Source organism: Cupriavidus sp. HPC(L) (assembly GCF_000307735.3).
In the GTDB taxonomy this organism is placed as follows: Bacteria; Pseudomonadota; Gammaproteobacteria; order Burkholderiales; family Burkholderiaceae; genus Cupriavidus.
In genome coordinates, this window is sequence record NZ_AMPR02000042.1 from 1 (window position 1) to 12,188 (window position 12,188).

The following is a 12,188-nucleotide window of genomic DNA, read 5'->3' on the forward strand; positions in this document are numbered from 1 at the left end:
CAGGCGCCAGCGCGCCGGCAACGGCGCGCTGGCTTGTCCTTGGGCCGCGCTCAGGTCTCGCTCAGGTCTCGCTCAGGCCGCGGCCAGCTGCAACACCCGCATCGCCTCGGCCGCCTCGCGGCGCAGCGCCTCGAGATCCAGTCCCACGATCGCACCGTCCTGCACGACCTGGCGTCCGCGCACGAAGACGTGGCGCACCGGCGTCGGTTCGCCCGCCGCCACCGGCGCGGCGGCGACGTCGTGAAAGCCGTGGAAGCGCAGGCCGCTGACGTCGTAGATCGCCAGGTCCGCCGATTGGCCCGGCGCCAGCGTGCCGATCCGCGGCAGGTCCAGCACCGCGGCACCCCCGGCCGTGCCCCAGTGAATCACCTCCTCCACCGTCGTCTGCGCGGCGCCGCCGACCGCGCGGTGCACCAGCCAGGCGAAGTTGGCCTCGTGGACCATGCTGCCCGACTCATTGGAGGCGACGCCGTCCACCCCGAGCGAGATGCGCACGCCGGCATCGGCCAGCGCGCGCACCGGCGCCACGCCGCTGCCCAGCCGCGCGTTGCTGACCGGACAGTGCGCCATGCCGGTACCGGTCGCGGCCAGCATGCGGATCTCGTCCGGCGACAACGTGACCAGATGCGCGAACCAGACGTCCGGGCCCAGCCAGCCGTGCTCGCCGACGAATTCCACCGGCGTGCAGCGATATTTCTCGCGGCAGAAGCGCACGTAGTTGTCGGTCTCCGACAGATGCGTATGCAGGCGCAGGCCGAGACCGCGGCCGAACTCCGCCAGCTCGCGCAGCATCGCGGGCGGCAGCGAGAACGTCGGCGTCGTCGGTGCCACCGCGAGGCGGCGCATCGCATCGCCGGCGGGGTCGTGATAACGCGTCTTCAGCCGTTCGATGTCGGCCACCATCTCGTCGAGCGTCTCCGGCACCAGCGCGGTCTTGGACATGCCGGGATGGTCGGCCGCCGACTGGATCGCGCCGCCGCGGCACAGCACCAGCCGCAGCCCCATTTCCGCGGCCGTCTCGAACAGCAGGTCGCCGGTCTCGGCGCCATGGCCGTGGTGATAGAGGTAGTGATGATCGGCGCAGGTGGTGGTGCCCGACAGCAGCAGCTCGGCCATACCGAGCCGCACCGCGGCGCGCAGTACCTCGGGCGTGAAGGCCGCCAGGCGCGGATACGGCACCGCCGCGAGCCAGGCCTGCAGGTCGGCGTTGATGCCGGCCGGCACGGCCTTCAGCAGGTTCTGGAACAGATGGTGGTGCGTATTGATCCAGCCGGGATACACCACGGCGCCCTGGACGTCGAGCACGCGTTCGCCGGGCAGCGGCGCGAGCCCTGGCGCGATCTCGGCGATGCGGCCGTTGCGGATGCGGATATCCGCCGCGCCGGCGCGCGCCGCCGGACCGGCCAGGCCCGTCATGACCGCAGCGGCGCCGCGGATCAGCAGGTTCTCGCGCGGGTTGTCCCGCGAGTCTTCGTTGTTGCATTGGACTTCGGTCAAGATCAGATCTCCGGGGCATGTTCGCCGGCGTGCGCCAGCGGTGCGTCACGGCGCGGCACGCCGTTGAGCAGCAGGTTCAGGAAGACGGACACCACGCAGGCGATGATCACGCTGCTGTGCACGAATGGCTGCAGCGCTTCGGGCAGCTTCTCGAGCACGGACGGCATGATCACCGGCATCAGCGCGCAGGCCAGCGTGATGGCGACGATGGTCAGGTTCGAGCGGTTGTTCTCGTAGTCGACCTGGCCCAGCGTCTTGATGCCCGCCGCGCCAACCACGCCGAACATCACCAGCGCGGCGCCGCCGAGCGCCGCGGCCGGAATCGAAGCAAAGAGCGCGCCGATCTTCGGCACCAGCGCGACCGCGCACAGCATCAGGCCGCAGGTCGCCACGACCCAGCGGCTGCGCACGCCCGTCACGATCACCAGCCCCACGTTCTCCATGAACGCGATATACGGAAAGGCCGCGAACATGCCCCCGATCGCGCTGGCCAGGCCGTTGGCGCGCAGGCCGTTGGTCGCCTCGCGTTCGCTGACCGGGCGCTTGACCAAGTCGCCGATCGCGATGAACAGCCCCATCGACTCGACCATCTGCACCAGCATCACGATCGTCATCGTGACGATCGCCCCGATATCGAACACCGGCAGGCCGAAGGCGAACGGCTGCACCATCGTGAACCACGGCGCGCGACGCACCTCGGCGAAGTCGCCCATGCCGAGCGCGGTCGCGACCGCCGCGCCGGCCAGCAGGCCGATCAATACCGACAGGTTGCGCAGGAACTCGCTACCGTAGCGGTTGATCGCCAGGATCAGCGCGACCACGCCGATCGCGACCGCAAAGAACACCGGCGCCCCGAACTGGGGCGCACCGCGCCCGCCGCCCAGCCATTGATAGGCGACCGGGAACAGCGACAGGCCGATCGCGGTGACGATGCAGCCGGTCACCACGGGCGGGAAGAATTGCCGCAGTCGGCCGATCACCGGCGCCAGCAGCAGCGTGATCACGCCCGCGCCGATGATGGCACCGCATACGCCCTGGAAACCCAGCGACGGATCGGTGCCGATCGCGATCACCGGACCGACCGAGCTGAACGCGACGCCCTGCATGATCGGCAGCCGCACGCCGAACTTCCAGAAGCCGACGGTCTGCAGCAGCGTGGCGATGCCCGAGGTGAACAGCGCGGTGCTGATCAGCAGCGTCGTCTGCGCCGGGGTCATCTTCAACGCGGCGGCGACGATCATCGGCACCGTGATCGCGCCCAGATAACTGACCAGCATGTGCTGGAAGCCCAGCGTGAGCATGGCGCGCGGCGGCAGCACCGCGTCGACCGGGTGTTGGGGCGAAGCCATCGTCGTCTCCTTGGTGGTGGCTGAAGGGCGCTCGAGGCGGCGCCTGCAGCCACAGTAGCGGCCGCGCCGGCGCCGTCATAGCGCAATTGCGAAGGCGATAGGCGCAAAGCGCAGCGATGTGAGACGCGCGGTGCGGTGGTCTTGCGGTGGTCGTGCGATGGTCGTGCGGTGGCCGTGCGGTGGCCGTGCGGTGGTCGTGCGGTGGTCGTGCGGTGGTCGTGCGGTGGCCGTGCGGTGGCCGTGCGGCGGTCGTGCGAACGTTCGCGATGCCGATGGCGATCGCAGCGGCGCTGCGGGTTTGTCCCGGCTTTGCCGTCGGCAATGGCGGCCCTTACGATAGCGCGCGCACCGCCGTTCCGGGTGCCTGCCATCGCATTCTCAGCTCCGCGCTTCCATGCAGCCGCTTTCCGACGTTCCCGCGGACGTTTCAACGCCGGCCCTCGGCGCCGTCCATCGATTCCATGCCAGCGAATTGCCGCATGTGCAGACGCTGTGCACGCGGCTGTTCGGGCCCACGCGCGTGCGGCCGCTCGACGCCGCGGCGCCGCTGCATGTCGAGGTGGAGCAATGCCATATCGGCCAGCTGTCGCTGGTCGATATCCGCTACAGCACCGCGATGGAGATCGAGCCGCGGCCCGGCAAGGACGAGTACGTGATTCAAACCACGGTGGCTGGCCATTGCGAGGCGTTCACCGATGGCCAGTTGCAGCAGTTCCCGCACGGCAGCACGCTGATTGCCTCGCCGACACTGCGCACGCGGCTGCTGCTGGATGCGGCTTGCCAACGCTTCTGCGTGGTGCTGCGCCGGCGCGCGATCGAACACGCGTTCCGCGAGCACTTCGGCTTCGAGCCGCCGGCGCCGATCGCGTTTGCGCCACGGCTGGCCAGCGGCAATGCGTTGAATGGGTCCAATGCGTTGAATGGTGTGGCCGAGCGCTGGCAGGCGCTGGTCGGCTATCTGCGCGCGGAGATGCGCACGCGCCGGGCCGGCACCGCCAATCCGACCATCGACGCCAGCATCGAGCATATGGTGGTGTCGACGCTGCTGTTCGACCAGTTCTCCGGCGACGGCGCCACGCTGCCGCGGCGCTTCCAGCCGACGCTGCCGACCTATGTGCGCAGGGCCATCCAGTATCTGCGGCGCAATCTCGATCGTCCGATCACGATGCGCGAACTCGCCGACCATTGCGGCGTGTCGGAGCGCTCGCTGCAGGTCGGTTTCCGGCGCAGCAAGAACGCGACACCGATGGAATATCTGCGGCTGCTGCGGCTGCAGGGCGCGCGCGACAGCCTGCTGCGCGCGCCGCAGCAGCCCGGCGCGGTCACCGCGATCGCGCTGCGGCACGGATTCGCGCATCTGAGCATGTTCTCGCGGGAATACCGGCGCGAATTCGGCGAACTGCCGTCGGACACGTTGCGCCGCGCGCAGCGGCGCGAAGGATAGCGGCAGTTTTATCCAGCGATCCCAGCCGTGGCGGCGCGGGTCGTCCGCCCCGCCTCCCCGTCGCCACGGCGTCGATGCGACGCTGCGCCCTCCGCCTCAACGTGCCAGGCAGATCCCCAGCATTGTCTGCAATCGGCCGCGGTCCAGATTGCGGCCGATAAAGACGAGCTTGCTGTCGCGCGGCGCGTCCAGCCATGGATCGCCCGCATGCAGGTCGAGCTGCCGGTGCACGGCCTGCAGCACATGGCGCCGCTCGCTGCCGGTAACGGCGACGATGCCCTTGATGCGGAACAGGTCGTCGCCCTGCGCCGCCAGCAAGGCCCGGATCGCGCTGGCGAGGCGGTCTCCGTCAAACGGCCGGTCGAATACCAGCGAGACCGACGAGACCGACGGATCGTGACGGTGGGCATGCTCACGATCATGGTCATGGTCGTGTCCGCAGTGCTCGTCGCAGACGTGCCCTTCGCCGTGATCATCACCGTGGCCGTGATCGTGCTCGTCCCCGCTGTCGTCCAGCACCGCCAGCCCCGGCGTAAACCCGCCGATTCCCAGAATGTTCCGCAGATCGACGCGTGCATAGTTCGAACGCAGGATCTGCGCGCCCTCGTTGAGCCGGCGCAGCCGCGCCTCCAGCGCGTCCACCGCCGCCGGGTCGGCCAGGTCGGTCTTGTTGATGACGATGCGGTCGGCTGCGACGATCTGGTCGACCGCCTGATTGTCGAAGCCGCGCAGCCGCGGATCGTCCAGATGGCTTTCGATATGCAGCGCGTCGACCAGCGTGACTACGCCGTCGAGCGCGACCTCCCGCGCCACCTCGTGGTCCATGAAGAAGGTCGCCGCGACCGGGGTCGGGTCGGCGAGGCCGCTGGTCTCGACGATGATATGGTCGAAGCGTTCGGGCTGCGCCAGCAGCTTCTGCAGGATGCGGACCAGATCGGTACGCACGTCGACCACGCAGCAGATGCAGCCGTTGGTCATCTGGTAGATCTCTTCGTCCGAGCTCAGCACCAGGTCCGAATCGACATCGACCTCGCCGAACTCGTTCTCGATCACCGCGATGCGATGGCCGTGCCGCTCGGTCAGGATGTAGTTCAGCAGCGTGGTCTTTCCGGCGCCGAGAAAGCCGGTCAGGATCGTCACGGGGACCGGCACTGCGGCGCGCTCGGCATGATCTCCGGCGGCTGGCTGGACCGTAGTCGAACGTATCGCTTCATGGGTAAGGGACGTAAGGGCATTCATCGTGTCTCCTCCTCCGCCATGGCAGTCGGCATCGCGTCGGCCGGCACGGGACGCATCCCCTGCCAACGCGCGACCAGACCGGCATGGTCGATATCGAACAGGTCGAGCGTACGCCCGACGGTATGGTTGACCAGATCGTCGATGGAGCCTGGCCGGTGGTAGAACGCCGGCACCGGCGGCAGCACGATCGCGCCCATCTCGGTGACCGCGGTCAGGTTGCGCAGATGGCCCAGATGCAGCGGCGTCTCGCGCGGCAGCAGCACCAGCCGGCGCCTTTCCTTCAGCATCACGTCGGCGGCGCGCGTGACCAGGTTGTCGGCGAGGCCATGCGCGATCGCCGCCAGCGTCCGCATCGAACACGGCGCCACCACCATCCCGGCGCAGCGATAGGAGCCGCTGGCGATGGTGGCGCCGATATCGCGGACGTTGTGGGCGACGTCGGCCAGCGCCTCGACCTCGGCGCGGCACAGGCCGAGCTCGTGCCGGATCGTCAGCCAGCCGGACGGCGTCACCACCAGGTCGGTGCGCCAGTCCGGCTGCTGCGCCAGCCACTGCAGCAGGCGCACGCCGTAGATCGCGCCGCTGGCGCCGGTGATGGCGACCACGAGGCGGCGGCTCATGGGCGCCCCAGCACATCGCCGAGCAGCCGCGCGGCCCGCGCCATCGCGTCGTCGCCGATGCGCGCGCGGATGCCATCGAACTGCGGGCCGCGTGTCGCATCGAGCCCCATGCGCGACGTCGTACCGACGCCGGATGCCGACGGATCGAGCGCGCTGCCGGGCAGGCCGTCGACGACCACCACGTCAAGATGCGGCTGCAGATGCGTGGCGACGGCCCACAGCACCTCTTCATCGCGCGTGACGTCGACATCCTCGTCGACCGCGATCACCGTCTTCAGGTACGGATCCCAGCCGAGCAGTCCCAGCATGACCTGGCGCGCCTCGCCGGCACGCATTGGCTTGAGCGCGACGTAGGCATGGAAGTGCGTGCCCGAACTCGGGTAGTGCACGGCGGTGACGCTGGGAAAACGCTCCTTCAGCTTCTCGACCATCTCCGACTCGCGCGGAATCCGTCCGAGATTGAGGTGCTCGGCCGAATTGCCGCCGACCACGTCGATCAGCATCGCGTCGCGCCGGCGCAGGATCGTCTCGACGCGCAGCAGATTGTTGGTCGAGCGGTCCGACGAATAGCCGGTGAACTCGCCGAACGGCCCCTCGTCGACACGCGCTTCCGGATCGATGCCCCCTTCCAGCACGATCTCCGCGCTGGCCGGCACCGCGATGCCATGGCGCGGCGTGCGCACGACCTCCAGCGGCGCGCCGAACAGCCCGCCCGCAACGTGGCGCTCGTCGACGCCGTACGGCAGCCGTGCCGCGCCCGCCAGCATGAACAGCGGATGCGCGCCGATCACCATCGCGACCGGCAACGGCTGCCCGCGCACGGCGGCCTGCTGCTGCATGCGCCACAGGTGGCCGCGCGAATGCAGGCTGGTGGCGATGCCGGTCGGCGAGTGCACCATCGAGCGGTGGTAGCTGGCATTGCCGATGCCGGTCTCGGGGTCCTGCGCGATCAGGATCGCGTTGGTGATATAGGGCCCGCGATCGGTGGCGAAATGCCGGATCGCCGGGATCGTCCGCAGGTCGATGCCCTCGCTCTGCACGACCTCAAGCACCGGCCCGTTGTCGACCTCGCGCGGCGGCACCAGGCGGCGGCTGCGCGCCTGATATTCGGCGTGGATGCCGTCGGCGCCGACGCCAAGCAGCCGGCCGACGCGCTCGCGCGAGGCGAACACATTGGTCACCAGCGGCGTCCCCAAACCCCGCACGCGCTCGAACACCAGCATCGGATGGCGCCCCTGCGCGGCCAGTTGCCAGACCACGGCGGTCGCATCCTGATCGGCACCGACCTCGTCGCCGATCACCAGCACATCATCGGGATGCGCGGCCCGATAGGCCGACAGAAAGTCGCGGAAATCCTGCGACGACGAGTAGCGCCCAGAATCGCGCCCCGAATCGCGCCCCGAATTGAGCGACGATGTCATCGTTCTCTCCTTGTCACGCCGGCCGGGCCGCGGCACGCGAAGGTGCCGGGCCCGGCCGGCCGCCGTGTGGGGCGGTTCAGCGAAGACCGGCGTAGGTATCGGTCAGCCGGGCCTGCGCCTCTTCCATCGTGCGCGGCGGCGGCGTGGTCTCCAGGCCGATCAGGCGGGCAATGTTGTTGCCCATGTAGTCCTCCAGCCCGTCCTCGTCCAGATCCATCCCCTGCGGCGCGGGGCCGCACAGCATCTCCAGCTCGCGCAGCCACATGCCCGGCTCGTTCGGCGGCGTGTCGGTGCCGAACACGATCTTGTTGCGCGGCAACTGGCGGGCGAATTCGACGATGCGCGACTGGAAGCACCAGCCCGATTCGCAATAGACGTTCGGCGTGTCCATCGCCATCCAGAACGCCTCGAACGAATAATTGCCGCCGGTCTGGATGCCGAAATGGCCAATGATGAAATTGACCATCGGGAATTCGCGGATGATCGGATAGAACATCGTCGGAATCGTGTACGGCCCGTCGCCGGTGTGGATCAGCACCACGACGTTGTACTTGGCACACATCTTCAATGCGGGCCGCAGCCAGTCGAGCGCGCGGTCGGGGCGATAGCCGTGCATGTTGGCATGCAGCTTCATCATCTTGAAGCCGTATTCCTTGACGTGGTATTCGAGCTCGAGCGCGCCCTCTTCCGGACCCCAGCGCGGATTGAAGGTGAAATTGCCGATGAAGCGGTCCGGATATTTCTGGCACAGCTCGGCCACATAGGCCATGTAGTCGCGCACGCCTTCGCGGCCGCGGCGATTGCCGTCGCGATAGCCGGTATTGCCGGGCGGCGGCTGGATGAAGCCCATGTCGATGCGGCGCGGCTTGCCGTTGATGATGTAGGGGCCGTCCATCATCTTGAGCAGGCGCTCGCCGGTGAACGGTTCGCCGGTATGGCGCCAGGCCTCGTCGACGAGGTTGGTGGGATGCAGATGGGTGTCGATGATCATTGCAGTGGCTCCGTGCGGGGCTGCGTTCTCTGGAAGCGGTCGTGGGCGGCGCGGCTCAGGCGGCGAGCCTGGCGCGGGCCTCTTCGACCGTGCGCGGCACCGGCGTCGGTTCGAGCCCGATCATCCGCGCGACGTTGTTGCCGAGGTAGTCCTCCAGCGTGTCCTCGTCCAGATTGAGCCCCTGCGGCGGCTCGAAACACAGCACCTCCAGCAGGCGCAGCCACATGCCCGGCTCGTTCGGCGGCGTATCGGACCCGAACAGGATCTTGTGCCTGGGCAAGACCTTGGCGAATTCGACGATGCGCGATTGCAGGCACCAGCCCGATTCGCAATAGACGTTCGGCATGTCCATCGCCATCTGGAACGGCTCGAAGCAATAGACGCCGCCGGTCTGCACGCCGAAGTGGGCCATGATGAAATTGACCGTCGGGAATTCCTTGATCATCGGCACCCATTCGGTCGGGATGCTGTAGGGGCCGTCGCCGGTATGCAGCTTGACCAGCACGCCCAGTTCCGCGCATTTCTGCAGCGCCGGACGCAGCCAGTCGAGCGCGCGGTCGGGCCGATAGGCGTGCATGTTGGCCTGGAACTGGACCATCTTGAAGCCGAGCTTGCGCACGTAATGGTCGATCGCATTGACGCCGTTTTCGACGCCGCAACGCGGGTTGTAGACGAAGCAGCCGATGAAGCGGTCGGGATATTTGCGCACCATCTCGACCGTGTAGGCCATATAGGCGTCGATCGATTCGCTGCCCGACCTGGTGCCGTCGGTCCACGTGTAGATGGTGTTGCCTTGCGGCGGCTGGATGAAGGCGCGATCGATGCGGCGCGGCTTGCCGTTGATCAGGAATGGGCCATCCATCATCTGGATCAGGCGCTCGCCGGTAAAGGGCTCGCCATCGTGCCGCCATGCCAGATCGACCAGATTGGTCGGATAGCAACTGGTGTCGATGATCATGCGGGTGTCTCCTCGCAATGCTGCAGGTTGAAGGCATGCGGGACCGGGCCGGTCATTGCGGGACGGGCCAGGCGCGCGTTGCGTTCGGGAGCACTGTCGAGGGGGAGCGTTGGAAGAATGCGCCACCGACGGTACTCCGTCAGTGAGCAATCTCCAGTTGAACGATCGCGGCATTGCGCCGCTGCTTGTTCAATCGACCGCTTCTACCCACGGCGCCTTTATACCGCCGTGGAAATTCGGATGTCAAGCGGGAAGCGTGGACGCCGATGTTGCGGTGCCCACGCTCCCGCGCTCGGATCGATCGATGCGGCGTGCGATCAGGCGTTGGTGCCGTTATCGATGGTCCATGCTGCGCCGGTCACCGCTTGCGCCTCCGGCGAGGCCAGCAGCGCGACCACGGCGGCCACCTCGTCCGGCGAGGCGTAACGCTGCTGCCCTGCCATCAGCGAGCGCTGCCAGTCGGAATGCGGCCCATCGGGCGGGTTCATGTCGGTGGCGGTCGAGCCGGGGTGCACCACATTGACGGTAATGCCGCGCGGACCGAAATCGCGCGCCAGGCCCTGCGTCATGCCGACCAGCGCCGCCTTGCTCGCGCTATAGATCGCCATTCCCTGCCCCGGCACGCGCACCGCGAGGTTGCTGCCGATCGAGATAATGCGGCCGCCATCGGGCATGACCGCTGCCACTGCCTTGATCGCAACGAAGGCGGCACGGACGTTGACGGCCATCGTCACGTCGAAGTCCTCGACGGTCGCTTCCGTCGGCGAACCCGCGCGGAAAATACCGGCGTTGTTCACCAGGATGTCGATCTTGCCGAACGCCGCCGCGGCCCGCGCGACCGCATCGGCCACCGCCGCCGGATCGCTGTTGTCGGCACGGATTGCCAGTGCCTGCCGGCCATGCGCCCGCACCTGGGCGGCAACCTCTTCGGCCTGCTGCTCCGAACTGGCGTAGGTCAGTGCAACGTCCGCGCCATCGGCGGCCAGCCGGCGCGCGATCGCGGCGCCGATGCCGCGGCTGCCGCCCGTGACCAGGGCCGTTTTTCCTTGCAGGGATGCCATGTCTTGCTCCTTGAAGTTGATATTCAACGTGGTTTCAACGCGTCGTTCGGCGTGGTTTGAACCGGGTTGCCACACAGGTGTCGCAGGTATCGATCGCCGCGTCCGCAATTCATACCGGTCGGTACAAATTTGAATGGCATTATTGGCACGTTGTCGCCGACGGTCAAGGGATTTACTATCCGGTCAGTACAGAATTCACCGTTCCATCCATGAGCCAACGAGGAAGACCCCGCGCCTTCGACCGCGACACCGCCCTGCAGGCGGCCATGCGCGTGTTCTGGGAGCGCGGCTACGAACAGGCGTCGCTGAGCGAGCTGACCGCCGCGATGGGGATCAACCGCCCCAGCCTCTATGCCGCCTTCGGCGACAAGGCGCAGCTGTTTCAGGAGGCGATGGCGCTGTATCAGCGCACGATGAACTTCACCACGCCGGCGCTGGCCCGTCCGGCCGCGCGCGCGGCGATCGAGGCGATGCTGCGTGACAACGTCGACGCCTATTGCGACCCGACGACGCCGCGCGGCTGCCTGGTGGTGTCGATCGCCGCCGCCTGTCCCGACGATGACAGCGAGATGAAGACGATGCTGTCGAGCAAGCTGCGCACGGTCGGCGAATCGGTGCGCCAGCGCCTGAAGCAAGGCGTCGAGGCCGGCGAACTGCCGGCCGACACGGACATCGGCGCCCTCGCGGCTTACTTCGAGACGGTGCTGCAGGGCTTGTCGATCCAGGCCCGCACCGGGGCTTCGCGCCAGCGGCTGCACCGGGTGGTGGACTGCGCGATGCGGGTGTGGGATAGCTTGCAAGGGGTGGACGAACCGGCCACCGCACCAGCAGTGGTCCCGGCTTCGGCACGACGGCGCGGGAGATCTACGACGCCATGAGGCGGGCTGTCTGCCAGTCCTGATCTCGTGAAGCTTTCAAGCCTGTGCGGCACCAACGCCAGTACGGCGCCTACGACGAATAGAACGCCGCGTCACGTTGCTTCCCGCCCAAACCGCATGCCGCGCGCCAGCAGCATGGCAGCCAGCGCCGACAGCGCCACGACGGCCGCGGCGGCGTGCCAGCCCCAGGCCCCGATGGCCGCGCCGACGGTAACGGGTCCGACCACCTGCCCAAGATTGCTGCCCTGCATCAGCAGGCCGATCACGACCGGCAACAGCCCCGCCGTGGGGGCGACGATGGACGCGCTCGACAGCAAGGTCGCGGGAATCAGCCCGCCCACCGCCGAGAACAGCAGGCATAGCAGGAAGGTCGGCACATCGTTGAAGAGCGGCAGGAAGATGCCGAGCTCGGCCAGTCCCATGGTCAGGCAGGTAGCGCCCACCACCAGGGACCGCGATACGCCGCGCGCCAGCAGATAGCCGGCGGCCAGATTGCCGATCATGTTGGCGGCGATCGCGAGCGCCGTCAGCAGCCCGACCATGCGGTGGGAGACGCCGATCCGTTCGATCAGCAGCACCGGCAGGAAGCTGAACAACGCAAAGAACATCAGGCTGTACAGCGCGAAGCAGGCGGCGAGCCGCAGCGGCTGCGAGGCGCGCAGCACGGACACGATATCGGCGCGCATGGTTGCGGCAGCGCCCGCGACGCCGTGCGCTCGCGAGGACGGCT

11 protein-coding genes are annotated in these 12,188 nt (G+C 68.0%); 2 read left to right on the plus strand and 9 right to left on the minus strand.

All coding sequences use genetic code 11. The features are described 5' to 3' along the window. Positions 1–72: 72 nt before the first annotated feature. Entirely contained in the window at positions 73–1,416 is a 1,344-nt protein-coding gene (locus tag B551_RS03990) for an amidohydrolase family protein (protein WP_052511259.1), read from the minus strand. Between the two features lie 83 nt (positions 1,417–1,499). After that, positions 1,500–2,846: a nucleobase:cation symporter-2 family protein gene (locus tag B551_RS03995; protein ID WP_006579567.1), complete on the minus strand. Its 1,347-nt coding sequence runs from the start codon at positions 2,844–2,846 to the stop codon at positions 1,500–1,502. A gap of 394 nt (positions 2,847–3,240) precedes the next feature. On the opposite strand from B551_RS03995, the gene B551_RS04000 reads away from it, so the two are divergent. Then, the gene (locus B551_RS04000) at positions 3,241–4,290 is read left to right on the plus strand and encodes an AraC family transcriptional regulator (RefSeq protein ID WP_006579566.1); all 1,050 of its coding nucleotides are present in this window, start codon (positions 3,241–3,243) and stop codon (positions 4,288–4,290) included. A gap of 96 nt (positions 4,291–4,386) precedes the next feature. On the opposite strand, the gene B551_RS04005 is transcribed toward B551_RS04000, so the two are convergent. From B551_RS04005 to B551_RS04030, 6 genes are all read right to left on the minus strand, one after another. Then, a complete protein-coding gene (locus B551_RS04005; RefSeq protein ID WP_006579565.1) occupies positions 4,387–5,442 on the minus strand; it encodes a GTP-binding protein in 1,056 nt (351 codons plus the stop codon). Positions 5,443–5,525: 83 nt separating this feature from the next. Further along, the gene (locus B551_RS04010) at positions 5,526–6,149 is read right to left on the minus strand and encodes a UbiX family flavin prenyltransferase (RefSeq protein ID WP_006579564.1); all 624 of its coding nucleotides are present in this window, start codon (positions 6,147–6,149) and stop codon (positions 5,526–5,528) included. Then, positions 6,146–7,570 carry a UbiD family decarboxylase gene (locus B551_RS04015; RefSeq protein WP_006578678.1) on the minus strand — a complete coding sequence of 475 codons (1,425 nt, stop codon included), beginning with the start codon at positions 7,568–7,570 and terminating at the stop codon, positions 6,146–6,148. The genes B551_RS04010 and B551_RS04015 overlap by 4 nt, the downstream gene beginning before the upstream one ends. A 76-nt stretch (positions 7,571–7,646) precedes the next feature. Beyond that, entirely contained in the window at positions 7,647–8,561 is a 915-nt protein-coding gene (locus tag B551_RS04020; protein WP_006578677.1) for an amidohydrolase family protein, read from the minus strand. Positions 8,562–8,616: 55 nt separating this feature from the next. Further along, complete coding sequence (locus tag B551_RS04025; RefSeq protein ID WP_006578676.1) at positions 8,617–9,519, minus strand: amidohydrolase family protein; 903 nt, start codon at positions 9,517–9,519, stop codon at positions 8,617–8,619. Positions 9,520–9,836: 317 nt separating this feature from the next. Next, the gene (locus B551_RS04030; RefSeq protein WP_006578675.1) at positions 9,837–10,580 is read right to left on the minus strand and encodes an SDR family NAD(P)-dependent oxidoreductase; all 744 of its coding nucleotides are present in this window, start codon (positions 10,578–10,580) and stop codon (positions 9,837–9,839) included. Positions 10,581–10,636: 56 nt separating this feature from the next. Here B551_RS04030 and B551_RS04035 point away from each other — a divergent pair, with 56 nt between their 5' ends. Further along, complete coding sequence (locus B551_RS04035) at positions 10,637–11,458, plus strand: TetR/AcrR family transcriptional regulator (protein WP_253281322.1); 822 nt, start codon at positions 10,637–10,639, stop codon at positions 11,456–11,458. 92 nt (positions 11,459–11,550) lie between these two features. On the opposite strand, the gene B551_RS04040 is transcribed toward B551_RS04035, so the two are convergent. Continuing rightward, a partial coding sequence (locus tag B551_RS04040; protein ID WP_023263519.1) for an MFS transporter occupies positions 11,551–12,188 on the minus strand: 638 nt, incomplete at its 5' end.